Origin of the sequence: Sphingopyxis sp. CCNWLW2 (assembly GCF_037095755.1) — a bacterium.
Classification (GTDB): domain Bacteria; phylum Pseudomonadota; class Alphaproteobacteria; order Sphingomonadales; family Sphingomonadaceae; genus Sphingopyxis.
This window is the reverse complement of the sequence record NZ_JBAWKJ010000004.1, coordinates 11,491-34,931: the sequence shown is the minus strand read 5'-3', so window position 1 is coordinate 34,931 and position 23,441 is coordinate 11,491. Positions and strand designations below refer to the sequence as shown.

21 protein-coding genes are annotated in these 23,441 nt (G+C 63.0%); 1 reads left to right on the top strand and 20 read right to left on the bottom strand.

Features of this window, described 5'->3' with window-relative positions:
• Positions 1 to 67: 67 nt before the first annotated feature.
• The 5 genes from V8J55_RS21510 to V8J55_RS21490 form a co-directional block, all read right to left on the bottom strand.
• Positions 68 to 1,240, bottom strand: a complete 1,173-nt coding sequence (locus V8J55_RS21510; RefSeq protein WP_336447623.1) for a DUF1214 domain-containing protein — start codon at positions 1,238 to 1,240, stop codon at positions 68 to 70.
• 128 nt (positions 1,241 to 1,368) lie between these two features.
• On the bottom strand, positions 1,369 to 2,205 hold the full coding sequence (locus tag V8J55_RS21505) for a TauD/TfdA dioxygenase family protein (protein WP_336447622.1): 837 nt from the start codon (positions 2,203 to 2,205) through the stop codon (positions 1,369 to 1,371).
• Positions 2,206 to 2,237: 32 nt separating this feature from the next.
• The gene (locus tag V8J55_RS21500) at positions 2,238 to 3,398 is read right to left on the bottom strand and encodes an acetyl-CoA acetyltransferase (RefSeq protein WP_443030845.1); all 1,161 of its coding nucleotides are present in this window, start codon (positions 3,396 to 3,398) and stop codon (positions 2,238 to 2,240) included.
• Positions 3,395 to 3,754 carry a Zn-ribbon domain-containing OB-fold protein gene (locus V8J55_RS21495; RefSeq protein ID WP_336447620.1) on the bottom strand — a complete coding sequence of 120 codons (360 nt, stop codon included), beginning with the start codon at positions 3,752 to 3,754 and terminating at the stop codon, positions 3,395 to 3,397. The genes V8J55_RS21500 and V8J55_RS21495 overlap by 4 nt, the downstream gene beginning before the upstream one ends.
• A gap of 4 nt (positions 3,755 to 3,758) precedes the next feature.
• Positions 3,759 to 4,526, bottom strand: a complete 768-nt coding sequence (locus V8J55_RS21490) for an enoyl-CoA hydratase/isomerase family protein (RefSeq protein WP_336447619.1) — start codon at positions 4,524 to 4,526, stop codon at positions 3,759 to 3,761.
• Positions 4,527 to 4,704: 178 nt separating this feature from the next.
• On the opposite strand from V8J55_RS21490, the gene V8J55_RS21485 reads away from it, so the two are divergent.
• The gene (locus tag V8J55_RS21485; RefSeq protein WP_336447618.1) at positions 4,705 to 5,883 is read left to right on the top strand and encodes an acetyl-CoA C-acyltransferase; all 1,179 of its coding nucleotides are present in this window, start codon (positions 4,705 to 4,707) and stop codon (positions 5,881 to 5,883) included.
• 2 nt (positions 5,884 to 5,885) lie between these two features.
• Here V8J55_RS21485 and V8J55_RS21480 read toward each other — a convergent pair whose 3' ends face one another.
• The 15 genes from V8J55_RS21480 to V8J55_RS21410 all read right to left on the bottom strand — a co-directional run bounded on the left by V8J55_RS21480 (position 5,886) and on the right by V8J55_RS21410 (position 23,413).
• On the bottom strand, positions 5,886 to 6,575 hold the full coding sequence (locus V8J55_RS21480) for an SDR family NAD(P)-dependent oxidoreductase (protein ID WP_336447617.1): 690 nt from the start codon (positions 6,573 to 6,575) through the stop codon (positions 5,886 to 5,888).
• A gap of 45 nt (positions 6,576 to 6,620) precedes the next feature.
• On the bottom strand, positions 6,621 to 7,175 hold the full coding sequence (locus V8J55_RS21475; RefSeq protein ID WP_336447616.1) for a nuclear transport factor 2 family protein: 555 nt from the start codon (positions 7,173 to 7,175) through the stop codon (positions 6,621 to 6,623).
• 13 nt (positions 7,176 to 7,188) lie between these two features.
• Positions 7,189 to 8,928, bottom strand: a complete 1,740-nt coding sequence (locus V8J55_RS21470) for an N-acyl-D-amino-acid deacylase family protein (protein ID WP_336447615.1) — start codon at positions 8,926 to 8,928, stop codon at positions 7,189 to 7,191.
• 294 nt (positions 8,929 to 9,222) lie between these two features.
• A complete protein-coding gene (locus tag V8J55_RS21465) occupies positions 9,223 to 10,431 on the bottom strand; it encodes a cytochrome P450 (RefSeq protein WP_336447614.1) in 1,209 nt (402 codons plus the stop codon).
• A gap of 11 nt (positions 10,432 to 10,442) precedes the next feature.
• On the bottom strand, positions 10,443 to 10,760 hold the full coding sequence (locus tag V8J55_RS21460; RefSeq protein WP_336447613.1) for a 2Fe-2S iron-sulfur cluster-binding protein: 318 nt from the start codon (positions 10,758 to 10,760) through the stop codon (positions 10,443 to 10,445).
• Positions 10,761 to 10,787: 27 nt separating this feature from the next.
• Positions 10,788 to 12,029, bottom strand: a complete 1,242-nt coding sequence (locus V8J55_RS21455; protein WP_336447612.1) for a cytochrome P450 — start codon at positions 12,027 to 12,029, stop codon at positions 10,788 to 10,790.
• A gap of 51 nt (positions 12,030 to 12,080) precedes the next feature.
• Positions 12,081 to 12,656: a TetR/AcrR family transcriptional regulator gene (locus tag V8J55_RS21450; RefSeq protein WP_336447650.1), complete on the bottom strand. Its 576-nt coding sequence runs from the start codon at positions 12,654 to 12,656 to the stop codon at positions 12,081 to 12,083.
• Positions 12,657 to 12,762: 106 nt separating this feature from the next.
• Positions 12,763 to 14,358, bottom strand: coding sequence for a GMC family oxidoreductase (locus V8J55_RS21445; protein WP_336447611.1), 1,596 nt, complete (start codon positions 14,356 to 14,358; stop codon positions 12,763 to 12,765).
• The gene (locus tag V8J55_RS21440; protein ID WP_336447610.1) at positions 14,355 to 15,488 is read right to left on the bottom strand and encodes a serine hydrolase domain-containing protein; all 1,134 of its coding nucleotides are present in this window, start codon (positions 15,486 to 15,488) and stop codon (positions 14,355 to 14,357) included. The genes V8J55_RS21445 and V8J55_RS21440 overlap by 4 nt, the downstream gene beginning before the upstream one ends.
• A 188-nt stretch (positions 15,489 to 15,676) precedes the next feature.
• Positions 15,677 to 16,606 (bottom strand): SDR family NAD(P)-dependent oxidoreductase, encoded by a 930-nt coding sequence (locus V8J55_RS21435; protein ID WP_336447609.1) that lies wholly within the window; start codon positions 16,604 to 16,606, stop codon positions 15,677 to 15,679.
• A 129-nt stretch (positions 16,607 to 16,735) separates the two neighbouring features.
• The gene (locus V8J55_RS21430) at positions 16,736 to 17,707 is read right to left on the bottom strand and encodes a TauD/TfdA dioxygenase family protein (protein WP_336447608.1); all 972 of its coding nucleotides are present in this window, start codon (positions 17,705 to 17,707) and stop codon (positions 16,736 to 16,738) included.
• Positions 17,708 to 17,836: 129 nt separating this feature from the next.
• Positions 17,837 to 18,937 carry an epoxide hydrolase family protein gene (locus tag V8J55_RS21425; protein ID WP_336447607.1) on the bottom strand — a complete coding sequence of 367 codons (1,101 nt, stop codon included), beginning with the start codon at positions 18,935 to 18,937 and terminating at the stop codon, positions 17,837 to 17,839.
• Positions 18,938 to 18,974: 37 nt separating this feature from the next.
• On the bottom strand, positions 18,975 to 20,549 hold the full coding sequence (locus V8J55_RS21420) for an AMP-binding protein (RefSeq protein ID WP_336447606.1): 1,575 nt from the start codon (positions 20,547 to 20,549) through the stop codon (positions 18,975 to 18,977).
• A 60-nt stretch (positions 20,550 to 20,609) separates the two neighbouring features.
• Positions 20,610 to 21,941 carry an MFS transporter gene (locus tag V8J55_RS21415; RefSeq protein ID WP_336447605.1) on the bottom strand — a complete coding sequence of 444 codons (1,332 nt, stop codon included), beginning with the start codon at positions 21,939 to 21,941 and terminating at the stop codon, positions 20,610 to 20,612.
• Positions 21,938 to 23,413 (bottom strand): aldehyde dehydrogenase, encoded by a 1,476-nt coding sequence (locus tag V8J55_RS21410; RefSeq protein ID WP_336447604.1) that lies wholly within the window; start codon positions 23,411 to 23,413, stop codon positions 21,938 to 21,940. The genes V8J55_RS21415 and V8J55_RS21410 overlap by 4 nt, the downstream gene beginning before the upstream one ends.
• Positions 23,414 to 23,441 lie beyond the last annotated feature (28 nt).

The following is a 23,441-nucleotide window of genomic DNA, read 5'->3' as shown; positions in this document are numbered from 1 at the left end:
CTCATCACATAGGCGATAGCACGGCTGGCCCTGCTTGGCGGCCCAAGCCCGCAGCGCCCAACCGATGTCACCATTTGCGGCGAAGCTGCGACCCGATGCGGCGTTTGCGAAGGTCCACGCCCCGTTCCTCTGGCGAAAGTCTCGCTACGAAAGCGGGAACTTCGGCTGCGATGTCCGCGAACTTGATCTTCCTTACTGTCGGTAGGGGATGGTCGGAGCAGCGATACCAGCGGCCGATCAGCATGCCATAGAGATCGCCACCGGTATCCAGCCAGTTCGCGATGCCCGGGTCCTGGTGCGACAAAATAGCTCGAAACCGGCCGTCTTCATCGATCTTCGCCTGAAGGCCGTTGAGACTCGATTGGCGGTAGACATATTCGCTCTGGTTCCAGAGCGCGTCGATGACCTGGATATTCCAATAGGGGCGATTTTGCGGAAGAGCGGTCTCGATCAAAAGCGCCTCGTCCGCGTCGATGTCGTACACCGTTTCCCAATATGCTTGGGGCCAGCTCTGCCCGTTGCCGAGCTCCTCGAAGCTGGTCAGGTTGAAGCTGTTTATATGTCCCCCTTCGGCGCACCGGTGCACGGCTTCCAGGCAGATGCCCGTAAGATTACGCACATAGCCGCCGAACAGGTGCCGCAGGCGGGCATCGATTTCGGAAGCCGTGTCAGGGGGGCGTACAGCGGGGGCATCGAGCCGCTCGATCGCGATCCGCACGTCGCGCTCCTTGCCCCAGTCGTATGAAAACTGGCGAAGCAGAAGAAAATCGGCATCGGTTGGCAACGCGATCCAGTCGCCGCTGTACTCATCGGGCCGCGCGGCAGAAAAGATCAGGTCGAAGCATCCATCGGCGTCAAGCGTGAGGTCGTCGATATCGACATTCCCGAGCCCCTTGCCCGGCAGCGGATCCATCCCGATGATGCGATTTCCTATCGCAATCCCCGCAACGGGTGCATTGCCGCGCTCGCCCGTTACGCGGTACGTACCGCCACTATCGATCGGCGCATAATAATAGACCGCGTCCGGGTTCGGCTGCGCCCGAAAAACCGAGTTTTCGAACGGCGCGAACTCGGGATGCTCTGGCGTCGACTGGAACAGCAGGAAATAACCCTGCGAAAGGTTCATGGCGAACTGCTGGAACAGCCGCGCCTCGAGCGCTTCGTCGCGGCGCGGACCGAGCCGTTCGACCATCTCCTCGCATCCTTTGAGCAAATCGGCGTAATTCGACCAGCGCTCCATAGTTCTCGCTCCTGCGTGGAGCCCCCACTCTGGTGGCCCAGCGCCAAGCTGGCCAGCAGCCCAACAGGCCGTGAACGATTGATCGCATTCGTGATCGGTTGCGGTGAGCCTGCCGCTCGGGTGGGAGATCAGTAGGTCCCGGGACGCAGGGCCGGCGTACCCTTAGTACTGATCCGATAGAGGAGACGCCGCTTGCCCGGTTCGTCCGAATATTCGATCGGCGTCGCGCTGTGCAGCGTCTGGTAATTGTCCCAGAGAAAAATATCGCCGACCTCGACCTTATACCGCGTGACGAAGCGCGCCTCGGTGATGTGCGCGCGCAGCATCGCAATCAATGCGCGGCCTTCGTCGCGATCCATTCCGTCGATGCCGAACGCGGTAGCCGACGTGAAAAGCGAGCGGCGCCCGGTAACCGGGTGCGGCATGACGAGCGGGTGGCGCTTGATGCCATGCAGCGCCGTACTTTCCGGAATGAAGGGTATCTTTTCGTCCGGCAGGGGCGGCGATCCGCCAAGACAGTGAAGAGCCATAAGCCCGTCGATCCGGTCCTTCATTTTTGCATCGAGCGCATCATAGGCAAGCGCGGAACTCGCAATCATCGTCTCGCCCCCCACGCTGGGGACTTCCGCCCCATAAAGCAGGGTCACGCTAGCCGGAACATCCTCGTAGCTGCTGTCCGAATGCCAATGCATGGCTCCATCCCGATAGCGCTCGGGCGTCGCAGCAGCGTTGGTGATCCGGATCATCTCGGGATGGTCATCGCGCTTATGGGCCGCGAGGAAGAAGCTAAGCGGCGTTCCCCAATGTCGCCCGAAGGCAACATAATCCGCATGACTGATCGCCTGTCCCCGGATCGCGAGTATCTGGTGATCGTGCAACGCATCGATGAGCGCGCCGACTGTGCGCTCGTCGGGCTGCGTCGAAAGATCGAGCCCGTCGACAACTGCCCCAAATGGTCCCGCCATCGGCAGAATCGTTACGGGCGGCGACGCCACGGTTATAAAACCTCCCGCGTGCCCAGTACGACGGTCGCCTCGCTCGAGAGAACGCCGCCATTGCCATGGGCAATGGCGAGCTTGGCGCCGCCAATCTGCCGCGCTCCGGCCTCGCCGCGAAGTTGGCGGACCGCCTCCACGAGCAGGAAGAGTCCGTACATGCCGGGGTGCACGCACGACAAGCCGCCGCCATTCGTGTTTACGGCCAGCCCGCCGCCGGGCGCGATATTGCCGCCCGACACGAAAGGCCCGCCGTCTCCCTTGGCGCAGAACCCTAGATCCTCCAAAAAGAGGATCGGCGTGATCGTGAAAGCGTCGTACAACATGGCCAAGTCGATCTCTCCGGGCGTCACGCCGGCTTGCGCGAATGCCTGCGGGCCCGAGATGGCGGCCCCCGTCACGGTGAGATCGGGCATCGAGCTGATCTCCCGGTGCGTTACCGCATGCGCTGCGCCGAGGATATGGATTGGCTGTTTCGCTGTATCTTTGGCCCGGTCGGCGCGGACGAGCACGACAGCTGCGGCGCCGTCGTTGAACAGGCAGCAGTCACGGACCGACAAGGGATCCGAAACCATGCGCGCGCCGAGAACATCGTCGATCGACAGCGGGTCGCGCACCGCGGCTTCCGGGTTAAGGCCTGCCCAAGCGCGTGCTGCGACTGCGACCTCGGCAAGGTGTGTCCGCGTTGTACCGTAAAGATGCATGTGGCGGCTTGCAGCGAGCGCATAAGAAGAAAGCGGAGCGAGCGGTCTATAAGGCGCTTCCCACGGACTTTGCCGCGTCATGCCGACCCCGGGGGGCGGATTGCTCGCGGGGTTGGAGCCATAAACGATCAGAGCGCAGTCGATCAGTCCCGAATCCAGAGCCAATGCGGCTTGCTGGACGTAGACTTCGAAGGCAGATCCGCCGGTGCGGTTGCAATCGGTGACCCGCGGGGTCAGGCCCAGATATTCGGCGAGTTCGAGCCCGCCAAGCGCTTCATATGGCGCCGACGTATAGAGGGCGTCGACTTCAAAGAGAGCGATACCCGCATCGGCCAATGCAAGCCGGGCTGCTTCGGCTGCCATGTCGACGGCCGCAACGCCGGGACATTTGCCGATGCCGAAGGTCGCCGCGCCGACGATAGCGGCGCGGCCACGCGGGAACCCGTGACGCATGCTCATGCCGGAACGAAGGTCAGCAAAGCCCGGCCTTCCTCCGCGACGATGCGCGCTTCGACCTGCATTCCGATCCGGACGCTGTCGACATCGATATCGTCAATGCGGCTCATCAGCCGCGGCCCTTCGGCGAGGTCGACGAGGACGACATTGTAACTGTCGGCGGGGTCCTTCTTCCGGACAACAGTCACCGCGTGGACGACACCCTTGCCGGAGGCCTCCACCCACTCGAGGTCAACCGCGCCGGTGCCCGGCTCGAGGACCCGGGGATAGAAGACGTGGCCGCCGGTGGACGGGCTGCGCTGAATCATGAAGCGGCCATCCTCGAGATGTCGCCGCCATTCATTTTCGGGTTCGAGCATGATCTCATTCGCCCTTGAAGGCAGGCTTGCGCTTCTCGCGGAAGGCGGCGAGACCTTCTTCATGGTCTTCGGTGCGGCTCGCGATCGGCTGCATCGTCGCCTCCATATCGAGATATTGTTCGAAGCTGTTGTTCCAGGCGAGATCGAACTGCCGCTTAGCGAGGCCCATCGCGATCGTCGGTCCGGCTGCGAAGCTTGTCGCAAGTTCGACGGCACGGTCGAGAAGCTGGTCGTCCGCAACCTTTTCATAGGCAAGGCCCAGCGCGACTGCTTCGTCGGCGCGCACGATGCGGCCCGAATAGACAAGTTCCTTGGCCTTCTGCGTGCCAAGAAGCTGGCGCAGATGCCAGACGAGACCGCCGTCGGGCGTCAGGCCGATGTTCCGGAAAATCGCCGCGAACTTGGCGTTCTCGGAGGCGAGGACGATGTCGCACGCCAGTGCATAGGAAAATCCGACGCCGACGCAGATGCCGGGAACCGCGGCGATGGTCGGCTTCTTGATCGAATAAATTGCGCGCGCGATGCGGTTGAGCGTGTGCATGCGGTCCATCGAACCGGTTACTCCGCCGCGGCCCATGGCGCTCACGTCCATTCCCGAACAGAAATCGCCACCTGCGCCGGTCAAGACGACGCTGCGGACGTCCGGGTCCATCGCAATCGCCTCGAAGGCGCCATAGAGTTCGCCGCGCATCTCGTGCGTGATGGCGTTCTTGGTCTGGGGGCGGTTGAGCGTGACGATTGCAATTTGCTGCTGCTTATCGACGCTGATCATCTGGGTTTCCTCTCGGCTGGAAGTCGGCGCTTGCCGCTCGCTGTCCGTCTTGCTGGCCGGCCACTGCAAGGTCAAGGCGACGCCAAAACATCGGAAATGTGATGGACGAGCGGGGGCATGGAATGGAGGCCGCCTCCCGCCTAGACTTTGCCGACGTACAATTTTGGGGACGCAGAAGATGAAAGAAGCCGCCATTGTCGCCACTGCGCGAACGCCCATCGGCAAGGCGCATCGCGGCTCGCTCAACAATATCCATGGTGCGAGCCTTGCGGGGCATGTCCTGGCGGCGGCTGTCGAGCGGGCGGGCATCGATCCGGCCGAAATCGAGGACGTGCTTTTGGGATCCGCGCGATGCGAGGGCGCAGTCGGATCGAATATCGCACGGCAAGCGGCTTTGCGCGCCGGTTTCCCGGTCAGCGTCTGCGGCGTCACGCTCGATCGGAAATGCTCGTCGGGCTTGCAGACGATCGCTTTTGCAGCCCAGCGGATCCGGGCCGGCGAGGGCGGCACCTATATCGCGGGCGGCGTCGAGACGGTGTCGCTGGTCGATCCGCACCGCAACAATTTCCGCAACAAGGACGAGTGGCTCCAAGAACATAAACCCGAACTTTACATGCCGATGAATCTGACCGGCGACATCGTCGCGGAGCGCTATGGCGTGAGCCGCGAAGCGCAGGACGAATTTGCGGTGACGAGCCAGACCCGCGCTGCGGCGGCCCAGGAGGCGGGCTTCTTCGACGACGAAATCGTGCCCATCACGACAGTCCGCAATGTCGTCGACAAGTCGCTCGCCGTGGAGCGGCAGGAAGACGTCACGCTCGTCCGTGACGAGTGCAACCGGCCAGGTACCGAGTTCGAAGGATTGGCAAAGCTGAGGCCGCTCTTCGAAGGCGGTACGGTCACGGCGGGCAATTGCAGCCAATTGTCAGACGGCGCCAGCGTCTGCCTCCTCATGGATGCCGACGAGGCCGCGCGCCGCGGAATTCCCATCCTCGGCTTGTACAAGGGCATGCAGGTCGCAGGGTGCGAGCCAGACGAAATGGGCATTGGACCCGTCTTCGCGGTGCCGAAACTTCTCGAGCGCAATGGCCTCACTGTCGACGACATCGATCTTTGGGAAATCAACGAAGCGTATGCGAGCCAGGCACTCTATTGCCGCGACCGTCTTGGAATTACCCAGGAGCGCCTCAACGTCGATGGGGGCGCGATCGCGCTCGGTCATCCTTTCGGTATGACGGGATCGCGCATGACGGGACATGTGCTTCTCGCAGCGAAACGCTACAAGGCCCGCCGCGCCGTCGTCACCATGTGCATCGGCGGCGGCATGGGAGCCGCCGCCCTTTTCGAGATTCCTTGAGCTTAACCCCCGCGCGTGACGGGGATAAGCGCGCCGGTTATTGCGCGCGACGCCGGCGACGCGAGGAACAGGATTGCGTCGGCGATAGCGGCGGGCTGGACCCAAGCGCCAAAGTCGGCGTCGGGCATGTCGGTCCGGTTCGTCGGCGTATCGATGATGCTGGGCAGCACCGCATTCACGGTGATGTCCTTGCCCGCGAGTTCGGCAGCGAGACTTTCGGTCAGTTTGTGAACGGCGCTTTTCGAGGCCGCATAGCCGCCCATGCCGGCGGCCGCAGTGATTGCGCTCGCGGCCCCGATATTGATGATCCGCGCCGCCTCGGCCTTTTCCAGTTCCGGAAGCGCGGCCTGCGTCATATTGACCGATGTCGCGGCGTTCATGGCGTAAAGCCGGTTCCAAGTCTGCATGCCGCCGTCAGCCAGCATTTCCCATGTGAATCCGCCTGCGATATTGACGAGGGTGTCGACGGATCCAAAGGCAGCTGCAACGGTCGCGACGGCTTTCTTCGCGTCGTCGAGATTGGTGAGATCGACGCCGCCCAGGTCGATGCCGGTGCCATTGCCGGTGGCGGGCGCGGGGGCGGGCGCGAAATCGACCCGCGCGACCCGGTCGCCGCGCGCGGCAAAAGCGTCTGCGACCGCGCGGCCCAATATACCAAAGCCGCCCGTCACGATGATGTTACGCGAGCTCATATAACTTCCTTTGAGTGAGATTGTTGTCGTTCGGCTTGGATAAGGTCAGCCGGTCGGCCGGTCGCGCGTGAGCGGCCGGAGGTAGGAGATATCGCCGGGATCGCGGCGGTTTGGACCCGACTTGAACAGAAGCTCGCGCCACTCGGGCGGGAGAGGTGGCGCGACGAACTGACCGCTGAGCTCATTGACGCAGACGCGATGCGCGATGCGCCATTCGCCGCCGCGCTTTTCGTAGCGATCTACATAGCGGCCAAATGCGAGTGTGGGCGGCCCCTCGCGGTTCTCGCCCCAGAAAATATAATAGCTCTCGCCATGCGCGACATCGCCGTCGATATCGATCGTCGAGTTCGCAATGATATGCTGATGCTTGGTCTGATTCTCGGCGTGCCAGCCGAGCGCCCAATCCACAAAGGGTTCCGGCTCGCCCTCCGCCACCCCATGTTCGTCGTAGGCGTCGGGCCAATAGGCTGAAAGCATCAACGCGCGGTCGTGCCGATCTACCCCGCGCGTGTATCGCAGCAGGCATGCGGCGATGTCAGCCCGATCCTTCTGTTCGTGGAGGAAGGCAACAAGTTCATCGGTGAGCTTGGCGTCGGTCACGGAGAATTTCCTCTCATGCCGCGGCACGCACGGGCGCGGGTTTGGCGCCGCGCACCAGCCGTCCGGGAAGCGCGCCGCTCGACCGGCCGTTTCGGTAAGTCACGACGCCGCTGACGATTGTTGCCTCGTATCCGTCCGCCCGCTGGGTCAGTCGGCGACCGCCGCCCGGCAGGTCGTAAGCTGCCTGCGGCGCATAAAGATGAAGGCGCTCGATATCGATCACGTTGAGATCGGCCTTGTAGCCGGCGCGGATCAGGCCGCGGTCATTGAGACCCACGGCGCGGGCTGGCTCAGACGTGAGCTTGCGGATGGCATAGGGTAGCTCGATCCGGCGATCGGCTTTCGCGTCCCGCACCCAATAGGTCAGGAAATAGGTTGTGTAGGCGGCGTCGCAGATCATGCTGTAATGTGCGCCCCCGTCGCCCAGCGCGGGGAAGGTGCGGTCCTGCTTGATCAGGTCGCGTCCCGAGCTCTCGAAGCGATCGCCCTCCGCGTTGCCCATCGGCCGATAAAGCACTTCATGACCGTTTCGCTGTAGGAGGGCGTCGTAGATGAGCTCCTTCGGATCGACGTCCATCGCGCGGGCCCGCGACGCGATGCTTTCATCGTCGCTCGGATTATAGTTGGGCGGATTGCCGAGTACGAACATCGCATCGAGATCGGAGACGACATATTTAAAGAAATCGTGCGGATCTTCAGGCTGCTCCGCGAGAAGGCGACGGCGAAACTCCGGGTCGCGCATGCGTGCGACCTTGTCCTCGAGTGGAATATCTGCGATTTCCTTGAAACTCGGGTTGAGCGAAAAAGGATGAAGCGAAAGCTCGAGTCCGAGCAGACCGCCCGTGGGCCTCGGAATCACCTGTCCGCGGATATCGAGCCCGTCCACCTTCGCCTGATCGAGGTCGGCGAGGGTTTCGCGCCAGTCGCCGGGCGCCTGCGGTGTCTGCATGAAGGTAAAGGACACCGGGCGTCCCGAGGTTTCTGCGATGGAGCGGAGCAGCGCGAACCGCTCCTTCGCCGTCGCGTCGTAGCTCGGGACCATCTGAAACACACCGGTGCCGGCATCGCGAAGCCCTTCCGCCAGCGTCAGGATTTCCTCATCCTCGGTCGAAACCGAAGGGGCAAGACGGCCGTCGCGGAACCGGTGCGTATAGCTTCGCGACGTGCTCACGCCGAGGGCGCCCGCCTCAATGGCTTCGCGCGTCAGGCGGCGCATTTCGGCTAGATCGGCTTTTGTCGGCGGCTCGAGATCGGCGCCGCGCTGGCCCATGACGTAGACGCGCAAAGGGCTGTGCGGCAATTGCGCCGCGAAATCGATATCGGCCTCGCGCTTGTCGAGCGCGTCGAGATAGTCGGGGAAGCTTTCCCAGTTGAACGGCACGCCTTCGGCCATCACTACTTCCGGGATATCCTCGACGCCTTCCATGAGCTTGATCATCAGCTGCTGGTCGCCGTCGCGCACGGGCGCGAAGCCGACGCCGCAATTGCCCATTACGACAGTCGTGACACCATGGTCGGAAGAGGGGGCAAGGCGGTTTTCCCAGGTAATCTGTCCATCATAATGGGTGTGCACGTCCACAAAACCTGGTGTCACGATGCGTCCAGCAGCGTCGATTTCCTCGCTGGCGCTGCCTTCGACGGTCCCGACCTGAACGATAACGCCATCCTTCACCGCGACGTCTGCCACGAACGGAGCGTCACCGCTGCCATCGTGCACGGTCCCGCCCCAGATGATCAGATCATAGTCGGCCATTACCTTGTCCTTTTCGGCTTTCACGAACGCGGCTTGAATGGTCCGCTGCCTGCCGGAACGGTGAACCACGTGCTTCTCCGAGCCAAGCAAAAGCGCCTAGCTGCCTCAACTCTTCAGATGGGTGATGATTCGGCCGCCAGATCGGAACGCCGGACCCCTGAATCCGTCCGAAACATCCCGAAGCGTCCACTGGTCCCGGTAGTCTCGCTGTCGATCTGCTTGCGTTCGCCGACCTGCCGCTGTTTGGGCGTTCGAGCAGCGTCACGAGATTACGGAGGCGCCCGAACCGGCAGGCTATGGGGGCCAGACGAGTTCGAGCTCTAATACGCCGTTCACCATGCCGGTGGCGAGGCGCGGCGTGGAGCCGGGCCGAATGGCAAAATCGGGAATGCGCCGCAGCCACTCCTCCAGGAAGACACGAATTTCGCGGCGTGCCAAAATGGCTCCCGGACACGCGTGGGGGCCGTTGCCAAATGCGGCATGCACTCCGTTCTCCCGCTCGAAGTCGACGGCGAGCGGGGCTGGATTCAGCCGGTCGTCAAGACCAACGAAGAGGTTGGCGGGCAGGATGCGGTCGCCTGCGCGAAAACCGATCCCCTTGAACTCATAGTCTTCGGCAACCATCCGGGCGGTGTTGGCAAGGCCGTGGCGCCGGATCAGCTCCTCGACTGCGCGCGATAGATAGGCATCATCATCCAGGCGGGCGACGAGTTGCGCGCGGTGGCCGGGGTTGAGCGCAAGGAAGCGTGCAATGAACCCGAGCATTCCAGCGACCGTATCGAGGCCTCCAAAAAGGACGAGGGTCGCGTAGGCGACGGCCTCGCTTTCTGAAATCCTGGCGCCGCCTGTGTCGACGTTGACGATCCGGCTGAGCAGGTCGTCGCCGGGATCGCGCCGCCGGTCGCGCACTTTGTCGAGCAGATAGAGCCCCATGGCTTGATGCGCCGCGAGGCGTGTCTCGGCATCGCGCCCGCGCACGGCGTCCTCGGCGAGCGGCAACAGCACTGCCTTGTCGGCAATCGGTATCCGGACAAGCTCGAGAAAGACGTGTATCGGCAGGATATTGGCGAAATCTTCGATGAACTCGCAGGCGCCTTTAGACCACACCCGTTCGATCGCAGCGGTGGCGACCTTGCGCACCGCCTCGTCCAGGCCCGCAACGATCGCCGGCATCAGCGCCTGCGTCAGCGGCCGGCGGTATCGGCTATGCTCGGGCGGATCCATTTCGAGCGGGATTTGTCGCGGCGTGCCCTCGGGCATGGGCGGGATGAGGATATGCCGGTGCGAAAAGTGCCGGTAGTCGCGCTGCATCGCAACAATGTCTTCGCCGCGCGTCGCGACCCAATGGCCTCCGTTGTGTGGCGTCCAGAAGATGTCGGGCGACGATTGCTGGATCGCGGCGTAGGCCGCCTGGACGTCCTCGGCGGCGCCGGGGATGTCATAGAGATCGAAGTCGCGGACGAGGTCCGCTGGAACATGATCGGGGCGTGCGACCTTGGTCATCGACACGTCCCTCAGTCCTCGGGCGCGATGGCGGCGCGCAGGCCCTCATGCGCGTCGCTGAGAATGATCTGGCAGGAGAGCCGCGACGTCGCGGCCCGATGCGACGAGCTGTCGAGCAACTCGTCTTCATCCTCGCCCAGCGGTGGGAGGCCGGCCGCGAAATCCGGGTCGATCCGGACATGGCATGTCGCGCAGGAGCAGCAGCCTCCACAGAGCGCCAGAAGTTCGTCCATTCCTGCATCGCGGATTACCTCCATGAGCGAAAGCCCTGTCTCCGCTTCGATGACAGTCTCGGCGCCATCGCGGGCTATTACCGTTATCGAAGGCATATAATCTTCCTTTCGGTCAAAATGGCATCACGCATCGAAGCGGACATGGAGATGTTTGGGGACACGCATCATCGACCCCCTGATTTCGGGTACCGGATGGTCCGGGTCGAAGCGAAGCCCGGGAAGCCGGTCGAGAATGGCGTGCAGCGCGCGCGTCATTTCGACACGCGCCAAATGCTGCCCGACGCAAATATGCGGGCCGCGAGAAAAGGAAAAATGCGGCCGCCGCTCGCGAAAAATATCGAACCGATCAGGGTCCGCATAGATCGCGGGGTCGCGGTTCGCAGCCCCCGCCACGACGTCAAGCAGCGAGCCCGCGGGGATTTCGAGACCGCCGAGGACGGTGTCGACCTTGGCCATGCGGAGCTGAACCGCGACAGGGCCGTCCCAGCGGAGCGCTTCCTCGATCGCCTGCGGGATCAGGTCCCGATTCTCGCGGAGAGCTGCAAACTGCGGCTGGTTTGCGAGCAGGGCCGTGAGAAGGACGCTCGTGCCGCGATAAGTCGTGTCGCCCGCTGCGTTCATCAGCTGCCGGAGAAACGAGATCAGCACCAGGTCGGGCAGATATTCGCCGTCGACTTCGGTCGTCGCAAGCAGGCTGACGAGATCGTCGCCCGGAGTCTGTCGGCGGATGGCGACGAGCGCCGAAAAATAGGCTCCGAGCTTCTCGCCTGCTTCGATTGCCCTGTCCGCATTCACATAGTCGGTCTGGCCGAGGGCGAGGCGCTGGAAGATCTTCACATGTGCGTCAGGAAGAGCGAGCTGACGGTAGATGACCTCGAAGGGGTATCGGATCGTAAACGCATCGACGAGATCCGCATGTCCCAGGGGCACGAAGCGGTCCATCAGTCCGGAAATGACAGGATCGACGATAGATCCGCCCCATTGTTTTACATATTGCGGCAGGAAGATTTTCTGGAAAATGCGGCGCCATCGGCCGTGTTCGGGATTGTCCATCGTGCTGATGCTGCCCTGACCGAAGGTAATCCCGAGGTTGAATTTATAGGCTGCGTTCGAGAAACGCTCGGTGTCGGTGAGTGCAGCAAGAATTTCACCCGTTCCCACGACGGTGAACGCCTTCCGGTCAGGGTAAAGCGACGAGGTCAGTCCGACCCGCGGCCGGTAGTCACCTTCGAGCACCGGAGCTTCGGCGCGCCAGCGTGCGATATCGGCATAGGGGTCGAGGATGGTGCCGAAGTTGATCGCGTCTGACTCGAACGGGTCATAGTCCGGATCGTCGAAATCCTGAATCTCCACCTCGTCTACCACTTGATTCTCCTTATGTAGTAATCACTGCATAAGTCGAATGCGGCAGCGGAGTCAATCCGGTGCCGGCCCGCCCAGAGAGGCCTGGATGATGTCTTCGAGCGCGCGGATGAGGGCTTCGCGGTCCGGGACCGAGTCCGGAAAGAGCGCATCGCGCAATAGGACGCTCGCGCAAATCATTCCGAGCCCAAGCCGGACGCCGATGTCCAGATCGAACGTCGGCGTCTGCCCGGCGCTCTCGTAACGGCGCGATACCTGATCAACCGACTGCTCGAAGAAATGAGCAAGGCCCTTGAAGCTCGGTGCCGCATCACCGCCGGCCGGGTGCTGACCCGTAAAGAGCGCGCGAAACATCGCGCTATTTTCTTCGAAAACCTCGTAGACCTGCCGTGTGAGCGGGCGTGACACCGCTTCGGAAAAGCCGGGAGCAGTGGGATCGGGATTGCGGCGGACGAAATCGTCCATCAAGCGCGCGAAAGGCTCGGTGACCACCTCGTTATAGAGCGTCGCCTTGTCGCCATGGTAGCGAAACAGCAGCGTTTCGCTCACATCGGCGAGGCGCGCGATGTCTTTCGTGGTGGCGGCCGCAAAGCCGCGCTCCGCGAACAGGATCCGCGCCGCATCGCGAATACGTCCGCTTACGTCTTCGCGGGTCCGCCGCCGCCGTCGCGGAGCCTTTTCCGCTGCCGGCGGTGTCGAAGCTGCTTTTGTGGCACTCTTGGCGCCATTGCGTGACTCAGCGATTTCGTCCCTCCAGGATCATGTCTGCCGCATTCCATGCCGACGCCATGATCGGACCGTTGGTGTTCGCGGATACCATCGTCGGCATAATCGAACCATCGACGACCCGCAAACCGTCGATCGAACGAACGCGCAGCCGTTCGTCGAGCACGGCATCGGGAAAGTCTCCCATGCGGCAGGTGCCGCACGCATGATATCCGGCCTGTCCGATCTCACGGAAGGCCGCGAGGATATCGTCGTCGCTCTCAAGCGACCGCGTCGGTTCGCGTTCGCCTGCGATGATCGCGGCGAGCGCGGGCTGCTGCATCCAGCGCCGGAGATAGCGGTGCATCGCGACGGTTACCGCGCAGTCATAAGGGTCGGTGAGATAGCCCGCCTGAATGCGGGCCGGATCGGTGAGCGCGGAGCCCCCGATATGGACCGATCCTTCGCTGCGCGAGCGCAGCGGATAGCCGAACAAGGTGACGCTATGTTTCGGGTCGGGTCTCAACTGGCCGCTGTTGTCCGGGAAGGCAGCAGCAGGCGAAAGCAGAATCTCGATGTCGGGAGTTCGCGATTCGGCGAGCACGGTGGCGAAGGCGCCGGCCGCTCCATAACCCGACGCCATCGGACCGCCGCCGGAAAGGTAATAGCGCAGTACGTTGAACGCGAGCCGGGGCCCGCGCAGACCGGCGTTTTCGCTGTAAGGACCTTTGAGGTCGTAGGTCATCATCAGCAGGCGGTGTTCGAGCATATGTTCGCCCACGCCGGGACTGTCAGCCACGACATCGATGCCGAGCGCGCGGAGCAGCTTCGCGCTGCCGATACCGGAGCGCTCCAGTATTTGGGGCGACATGAGCGCGCCGGCCGCGAGAATGATTTCGCGGCCGCACTGGAAGCGCTCCGGACGGTCGCCCACCAGCACTTCGACGGCGACGGCCCGCTTATCCTCAAAGATGACCTTGTCGACGGTCGCGCCGGTGACGATCCGCAGGTTTGGCCGGCCGCGTGCGCGCCGCAGGAAGGCGTCCGCGCTGCTTTGTCTTTTGCCTTTCCAAATCGTCCGGCTCGTATAGCCCACGCCTTCGCGTCCCGACTGGTTGAGATCTTCCACCCGGGGCAGGCCCATCTCCTCGCCGGCAGCGATGAAGGCATTGGTGAGCGGCGTCCGCGCGGGTTCCTGGGAGATGCGAAGCGGACCGCTCCCTCCGCGCACTGTCGCTTCGCCCAGCTCATGACCTTCGATGGCGCGAAAGGCCGCGGCCATCCGGTCCCATCCCCAGCCTCTGGCCCCAAGTTCCTGCCACAGGTCATAGTCTTCGGGCTGGCCCCGAAAATACATCATGCCGTTTACCGACGACGAGCCGCCGAGCATTTTCCCACGAATCCAGGTCTCGGACGGGATCGTGCCATGCGCCTCGGTCTGCAAGTGCCAGACGTGTCGCGGATCGGAATAGAGCTTCGCCGCACCGCGGGGCATATGAATGAAGGGGCTTCGGTTCGCGGGGCCGGCTTCGAGCAGAAGCACCTTGTTGGCGGGGTTGCCCGACAGGCGGTCGGCAAGAACGCAGCCGGCCGACCCGGCTCCGACGATGATATAGTCCCAGGTCAAATCGCTCTCCGGATCGTGTCGCCGATCAAGGTCCGGCTGTCCTCTGCGAGTTCGATCGTGTCGAACATGCGGTTATGGCAGAAGGCGACTGCGAGTTTGAGGTCCGGATCGGCCCAACCAATCGAGCCGCCCATCCCCGGGTGGCACAGGGCCCGCATGTTACGCGGTGCCGAGACGGGCGGGGCCGCGGCGCCCCCCAGCCAGAACCCCGACCAGGCGATCGGAACGACCATCCCGAAGAAGACAGGATCGATATCATCAAAATGAGGACGCGGCGCGGCGAAGCTCGCGACGCGCTCCTCCGACAGAAGCCGGACCCCGCCAAGGGCCCCGCCGTTTGCGAGCATCGCCCAGAACCGCGCTTCGCTGCGGGCATTGAAGATCCCGCCCACGGCAGGAATACAGGCCCGGCGTACATAGGGGCGCTCGAACGGATCGGGCATCAGATCGACGACGACCGGCTGCGCGGCACGCATCATATTCCCGTCGGGCATCACATAGACGGCGACATCGTCGAGCACGGCAACGCGGGGCTCGGCGGCGCCTGGAATACCCATCCACAAATCGGTTGCGCCGAGCGGCTCGGCAATCTCCTCGCGGATGAACTGACCGAAGGGCCGGCGCTTCGGATCGGTCCGCCGCACGACTTCCCCGAGGAGCCATCCAAAGGTCATCGACTGATATGAGGAGCAGCTGCCTGCCGGATATTCGCCAGGCATCTCCGCGATCCGGCTACACATCCAGTCCCAATTGGTCATGAGCTCGGGCGTGACATCTGCCGGCATGCGCAGGACGCCCGAAACATGGCCGAGGACGTGGCGAATCGTGACATCGGCCTTGCCGGCCTGCGCGAATTCGGGCCAGTAATCCGCGAGCGGCGCATCATAGTCGACGAGACCACGTTCTGCCTGGATGTGCAGGGCGGTCGCGGTCACCGCCTTCGACACCGAAAAGACGTTGAACAGCGTGTCGCCGTCCACGGCGCGCCCGGTGGCCGGATCGGCAACGCCCGCCCAGCAATCCACAATCTGGTGTTCGCCGAGCCACGCACACACTTGAACGCCGATTTCCCGCCCTTGTGCAACAAGCTCGTCCAGTACGTCTTGGACCTTGTCGTTGACCGAATCCATCATCGCTGCTCCCATCACCTAAGCGCTTTGTAAGTGTTTGCTACATAGCACGATGGCGGGCAGAGAAAAGGCTTGATGCGCGGCGCGGAAGCGTTGGGCCCATCGGTTGGGGCAGCCCGGGAAAGGGCCGTCGCCGACGACGCTCGGCCGGATATTCAGGAAAAATGGCCCGTAATCGGGACGACGGTTCAGCTCGTGCCGATGAACCGGTTCTGGATGTCGCCAAACAGATAGGAGCGATTGGCAGGATCGTCGAACGCGTCGAGCGTCCATCCACCGGGGTTGATACTGGTCCGGATCGCCTCCGGCTCGGGCAGCACGGCGACTTCGTCACCCTGAATGAAGAAGTCGCGGCCGCTTATATGAGATGCCGCATCGGTGCAGAGCCAGACAACGAGTGCCGCGACATGCTCGGGCAGCGCCGACATTCGGGGCGATGACATCGGTCGGTTCCAGAGCAAGGGAATGTCCAGCCGAGCCGATTCCTCAATCGTTTGCTGTACCGCGGGGGTGAAGGTTCCCGTGATATGCGATACAGGCCGCACATGGTTGCAGCGGATGCCGAACTCGCCGAGATCGCGCGCGATCGTGCGGGTAAATCCGAGCAGACCCTCTTTCGCGGCCGAATAATTCGCCATTCCCCAGTGGCCGAAGCCCGAGGGGGACCCCGTGTTGATGATGACCCCACCGCGCTGTTCGATCATCCTTTTCGCCGCGGCACGCACCGTATAGAAACTGGCGGTCAAGCTCACGTCCAGGCACGCGAACCAGTCGTCATCGCTCATCTTGTCGATGCGGGCGGGCCGAACGATGCCGGCGTTGTTCACGAGGATATCGATCCGGCCGAAGCTGTCGAGAGCGTGCTGGACCGCGGCTTCAGCGCCTTTCCGCGTCGCTACGCTCCCCGTTATGGCGACGGCTTCGCCGCCGGCCTCCTGAATTTCGCGCGCGACGCTGTCGGCGAAGCTGTCATCGCCCGGCTCGGCGTCATATGGGCTTGCGCGCACATCGTTGACGACGACGCGGGCCCCCTGTTTGGCGAGCATCAGGGCCTCGGCGCGCCCGATATTACGCCCTGCACCGGTCACCAGCGCGACTTTGCCCGCCAAACGTGTCATCTTAATCTCCCGGTCATGTGCGTCTCGGCCGCGCACGGTCCGAACGCTAACCGCCCGTCCGTGCGTTCGCTATCGGACGGGCAATTCATCATCTCCGTGATGGTTCGCAGCGAGGATCGACGCGGCCGCTCAGTCGACAAGCCGCTTGACGGTCCGGTTCCGGTCGAGATGCTCGTCAAGATAGCGGCCGACTTCATAGTCACCCATGATCGTCGTGCGCCGCGCGACGCGCTCGCAGTGTAGCGGCACGCCGTTCGCCGAGTGGATGACGCGCCAATTGTCCCACACGAGCATGTCGTTCGTCTGCCAATTGTGGAAATAGGCGTAGCGCGGGTCGACCAGATGTTCTGCGAGTTCGGTCAACAAGGCATCGCTTTCGGCGCGGTCCATGCCGAGGATATAACGCGCATGCATCGGCGACAGCTTCAGGACTTTCCGACCCGTTTCGTGCTGAATGATGACCAGCGGATGGACCACCGGGGGAAAGTCGTAGCTCGAACCTTTAACGGGCATGTCGAGCCGTCGGATATCCTTGGGGAAGCCGAACTGTCCCGAGCAAAAATCGGGGTTGAATTCGTAAACAACTTCGAGGTTTTCGATCCGTTGCTTCCAGGCGTCGGAAAGGCGGTCATAAGCACCGATCGCGTCGATGAATCCGGTTTCGCCCATTTCGCTCGCCGGGACCGTCATCCGGAGCACGGCACCGCGAACGATCGTCGGCATGAAGGACTGGTCCCAGTGCCATCCTAGCCAACCCGCGCGGTCGATGCCGTCAACATTGTAAAAGGGCGCGGGGCGCGCCGTCGGATTTTCAGGATCATAGGCGAGGCTCATCATGAACTTGTTGATCGGGTCGTTGAGATCCGCGGTCGCTGCGGCTTCCAGCTCGCCGAAAACGCGGCTGAGCCGCATTTGAGCCTCATCGTCATGATGGGGATTGCGCACAAGCACGATGCCGGCCTCCGTCCAGATCGAGCGCACGCGCTCGATCTCGGCGTCGTCGAGCTCCCGTGAAAGGTCCAAGCCGATGATTTGGGCGCCGAATTTTTCCGCCAGTGGGCGGGTGGTGATGCGCTCGCGAACGGAAGCGTTGGTGGTCATGTCCAGTTCCTCTCCTTGGCTCCGGACCGTCGTTGTCCGCGAGCCCATAAGGCATATCAGCTTGGCCCCACCGGATAATCGGGCAATTTCTCTATGCTCTCTTCAATCATATTGAACAATCGGACGCACTCAGCGACTTTTGAAAAAGGCGATGACGTCCTCCGCGAAAGCCTCGGGCTCTTCCATGGCCGCAAAATGTCCACCCGACTTCATCTCGGTCCACTGTGCCACGGCATATTGCCGCTCGGCGAGCGCGCGGTCGGGCATCGGATAAAATTCCGCCGGGAAGCGGGCGAGGGCGGTGGGCACCGTCACCGGGCCAGTTGTGCGCGGCTCGCGCCCGGATGCATAATACATCCAGAACGACGAGATGATCGTGTCGCTCACCAGATAGGTCATCAAATTGGTGATGAGATGGTCCTTGGAGAAACGGCTTTCGATGTTGCCGCCGGTGTCTCCCCAGCCATGAAATTTCTCCAAGACCCATGCCGCCCATCCGACCGGATTGTCGTGGAGCGCGAGCCCGATCGTCTGAGGCTTGGTCGCCTGTTCGTGATGATAACCGCTCTCCGCCTCCATCGTCTGGCGAACCTTGCCCCAATATTCGAGGAGCGCGGCGTCGGCGTCCGCACCAGGTTGCGGCGGCATGAAAAAATTGAGGTGGATCGCGTCGACGACGTCGGGGTGGTTCAATGCGAGCTGCACAGTGACGGCTGAACCGAAATCGCCGCCTTGCGCGAAAAAATGTTCATAGCCGAGAACATCGGTCATCAGCCGGCGCCAGAGCGAGGCGACAGCCACAGGTCCGATCGGCTTCGCGGGACGCCCCGACCAGCCGAAACCCGGTAGCGAGGGGACGACCAGGCTGAAGCCCTCGCCTGCCAGCAACGGCATGACGACCTGGAACTCTGCCACCGAGCCTGGCCAGCCATGGGTGAGGAGGATCGGCTTGGGGCGGTCACCGCGACCACGGATATGATAAAAATGTATCTGGATGCCGTCGATCTCGGCTTTGAATTGCGGCCAGGCGTTGAGCGCCTCTTCCTGCTCGCGCCAATTGTAGCTCGCTCGCCAGTAATCGACGAAGTCGCCAAGATAGTCGGCACTCATGCCATGCGCCCAGGGATCGGCATCCTCTGGCGCATAGCCAAGGCGGGCATCGGCAAGCTTGCGCGAAATCCGGTCGAGGACCTGGTCGGGAACAGCAATGTGAAAGGGAGTGACAGTCATCGCGGGTGTCCACTCGGATAGCGCGAGGAGCCGTGTTTCATGCCGATCTCAGCATTTCGCGAAGCGCGAATTTGATGACCTTCCCGGTCGAATTCATCGGCAAGGCGTCGACGAAGGTCACCCCCCGGGGAACCTTGTAATTTGCGAGGTTGACCTTGCTCCAGGCGACGATCTCGTCGCTCGTCACGGTCGAGCCCGGAGCCCGCACGATGAAGGCATGACCCACTTCGCCAAGACGCTGGTCGGGTACCCCCACGATCGCTGACTGGTAAATGCCGGGCAGTCCGCTCAGCTGCTTCTCGATCTCGGCGGGATATACGTTGAAGCCGCCCACGATATACATGTCTTTCAGCCGGTCCGTCAGCTTCAGATATCCGTCGGTATCGAGGAAGCCGACGTCCCCCGACCGGAGCCAGCCATCGGCGTCGAACGCGGATGCGCTCGCTTCGGGATTGTCGAGATATTGAATCAAAAGCTTGTCGTCGCGAATGAGGACCTCGCCCTGCGCGCCCGCCTCGGCGGGCCGACCATCGGAGCCAGCGATCATGATCTCTGTGCCAGTAATGGGGGTGCCCACGGTAAAGGCGACCCGTTCGAGAGGATCGTCGGGGCGTGTGTGCGTCGCCGACCCGCAGCACTCGGTCATGCCATAGCCGGTCGAGATAACCTCGATTGCGGTCTCGCGGCGCAGCTGTTTCATGAGCTCGATCGGCACGACCGTCGCGCCGGTCGACAGGAACCGATAACTAGAAATATCCCAGTCCTGCCAGTTGGGATGGTTCATCACCTCCTGGAACACCGTCGGCGGCGCGGGCATGACGCTGATCCGGTTGTTCGCGATCAGGTCGAGAATGGAAACAGCGTCATAGGCCTCGGGCCAGTAGATCGTGCTTCCGGTCATCAAGCCCGCGACCCAGCCAGCCTTATAGGACGCATTATGTGAGAAAGGTCCGAAAACGCAGTAGCGGTCGTCGGGCGTCTGGCCCGAAATCTCCGCCCACGCCCGGCCACCGCCGAGCGATCGCCGGTGGTCGAATACGGCTCCTTTCGGTGTCCCTGTCGTCCCCGATGTGAACATGATGTCGGCGATGCTAGCGGGGGTCACCCCAGCTTCGCGCTCGGCAAGCGCCGCCTCGTCGGTTTCAGCCGCTTTCTCGAGAAAATCGTCCCATCCCTGCTCGCCGGGCCCAGCTTCCCCCGGCGCGGCGCGCAAAATGATCCTGCGTTTCAAGCCGGGCATCGGCTCGTCGCGAAGCATCTTAGGGTAGGAGCGATCAAGGAAGGTGCCGATCAGGAAAAGGCGGTTGATGCCTCCGCGCCGCACGATGTCAGCAACTTCGTTGCCCTTGAGGCGCGTGTTGAGCGGCACCATCACGCCCCCTGCGCGCTGTATTCCGACCGCGGCCGCGACCCATTCCCACATATTCGGTGCCCAGATCGCTGCGCGATCCCCGGGAAGTGCACCGTCGGCCATCAGGGCGCGCGTTACGAGATCCGCCTGCCGGTCGAGTTCGCGGTAGCTGATCGGGCCATCGGCCTGCGAAGAAAGCGCGGCGCGGTCGCCGAAGCGGCGCGCTGCGTCCCGCAGGAGGGCTGGTATCGTCGTCGTCATCTCATCCATCCTTTGGAATTCAGGCGCGGGCTCGCGCGGGATGTCCCGATGCCTGTCGCGCTACGCCGCATCGCCAAGCCTTTCGAGAAAGCCGCGACGGGCAGACCAGAACAGCATCGTGGCCGCCGGGCCGGCGAGCAAAAGGCAGCAAATCATCGACAACCCGATTTTCATCGGATCGGCGAACACATAGTCGGTTAGAAAGCCGATCAGCATTGGTCCCGCGGCATACCCGAAGAAATTGGATGACAAGACCGCGAGCGCCGCGAAGCGGCCGCGCATCTCGGGCGGCGCGAGCATCTGGATGGCGGCCATGATGGGGCCGAATGTCGCGCCCATGGTGAACATCATCAATGCGAAAGAGGCAAAAAGATAGGTGGGATCGCCATAGGCAATTGCCGCTGCCACGATCGGCGGAATGATCAGCCCGAAGGTCGCGGCGAGGCGAAGCGAAGCATCCCTTATTCCGCGCGAGTAGAGCCGGTCCATCAAGAGACCGAACGCGAGCCCGCCGACGACGCTCCCGAACGCGACCGCGATCGACATGCCGCCGCCGACGTCGCCGGCGCCCATTCCCAGTACCCGCCGCGCATAGGTTGGCGTCCAGATCATCGATCCCTGGATGGCGAGCGCCATGAGGCCCGATCCGACGACGAGGCCTATCACCGGCTTCTTGTGCACGCGGACAAATGCGAAGAAGTGCCCCCAGCTTGCGCCCTGCCGCGTGTCGGGCGCATCGCGCTTGCGCACCGGCGTTCGCACCGTGAAGGCGAGGAAGGCGATCAGGACACCGGGGAGCCCGGTAACCACAAGGACCTGGCGCCAGGGCGCAAGCTCGGCGAACAGCCCGCCGAGAGGCTGCGCGGTAAACAGCTCGAGCAGATAGCCGCCGAGCGCGTAGCTTATCGATATGCCGAGTGCTCCCGCGACGGTAACGCAGGCGATCGGGGTGGTGAGCCGGTTGCGCGGAAAAATGCCGGATAGCATCGACTGGGCCGCGGGCGATATCGCCGCTTCGCCGGCTCCGACCAGGAGGCGGCCCGCGAAAAGCTGCATATAGTTTCGGGCAAGACCTGTGCCTGCGGCTGCGATCGACCAGACCACGATCCCGGCGAACATGATCTTGCGGCGCGAGTAGCGGTCGACCAGACCGCCGATCACCAGTCCCATCACGCCATAAAAGAGCGCAAAGGCCAGGCCCTGAACAAGGCTGATCTGGAAATCGTTCAGGCCCAGGTCGGCGCGCATTTCGGGTATCAGAACCGACATGACCTGCCGGTCGATCATCGAGACGATCTGGAAGATCATGAACACGGCGACGGCCCACCAGGCGGAGGCCGGCCCGTAATTCTCGGGCCAGTCGTCCGGCCGGATCGCGTCCGGCCCGCTCATGGTTCCAGATGACGGGGCAACGCCGCCATGAAGATCGCTTTGACCTCGGTAAAGCTGTGAAGTCCCTCGACGCCGCCCTCGCGCCCGACGCCGGACTTCTTAAAACCGCCATAGGGGACCGAGAAGTCGATCACTCGCCCGTTATGGCCGAAATTGCCCGTTCGGACGCGGCGTGCCACCGCATACGCCCGGTCCGGATCCTGTGTAAAGACGCCGCCCGACAAGCCATAATCGCTGTCGTTGGCGATCGCGATGGCTTCCTCTTCGGTCGAGTAGCTTATGATCGTGCCCACCGGACCGAAGATTTCCTCGCGCGCGATTTCCATATTATTGTCGGCGTCGGCGAACAGCGTCGGTTCGACAAACCAACCCTTGTCGAGGTGAGCAGGTCGCGCACCGCCTACGACCAGGCGCGCGCCAGCGGCTTTGCCTCTCTCGATGTATCCAAGGACGCGATCGCGCTGTTTGCTGGTGACGAGGGGTCCCATTTGGGTCGCTTCGCTGAACGGGTCGCCGACCGCGACATGCCCCATCGCGGCGCCGAGCGCTTCGGTGACCTGGCTCTTGAGCGATTGCGGGACAATGATGCGGCTGAACGCGGCGCACTGCTGCCCGCACAGGCCAACAAGGTTCGGCATGATTCCGCCGATGACGGTTCCAACGTCGGCGTCGTCGAGAATGATTGCGGCCGACTTGCCGCCCAATTCTGTAGTGATCCGCCCGCTTCGGGCGCTGACGATCGAGGCGATGTGCAGGCCTGCAGCGGTGGAGCCCGTAAAGCTCACCTTGTCGACGCCGGGCTGGCGGATCAGATAGTCCGAGACGTCGCGGTCGGCGGTCAGTACCGAAAAAACGCCGTCGGGCACGCCCGCTGCCGCGATACATTCGGCAAGGATGAGGGCCTCTAAGGGCGTTTCGGGCGAGGGCTTGGCGATCACCGTGCAACCGGCCGCGAGGGCAGGGGCGACCTTCAGCGCGAGCGTAGCCAGCGGCGCGTTCCAGGGCACGATCGCAACGACGACGCCCACGGCCTCGCGTACGACGATCGCATGCTCTCCGGTCATCGAGGGGCGGACCTCCTCGAACCCCTGCTCGGCAAGATCGGCATAATAGTTGAAATAGCCCCCCATATATGGCGCCGTCATCGTCGTCTGCGCGTAAGGCATTCCAACCTGAAGGCTCCACGCCCGCGCGAAATCATCGGCGCGCTTGCCCATCTCTTCGGCGATCCGGCGAATATAGGGTGCCCGTTCCGCGCCGCTCATCCGCGGCCATGGGCCGTTGTCGAATGCGTGGCGCGCGGCCGCGAGGGCGCGATCCATGTCGGCCGTCGTCGCGCCGGCGACATGGCCGATCAATTCCTCGGAAGAGGGTGAAATGATGGCGATCGGTTCGCCGCCCGTGGGCAGTGCCCATTCGCCGCCGATGAAGAGCCGGTCGGGGCTGGCGAGATTGAGAAGCGAGGCGGCCATGGACTTGTCCTTTGGTCTGCAGGAGGGG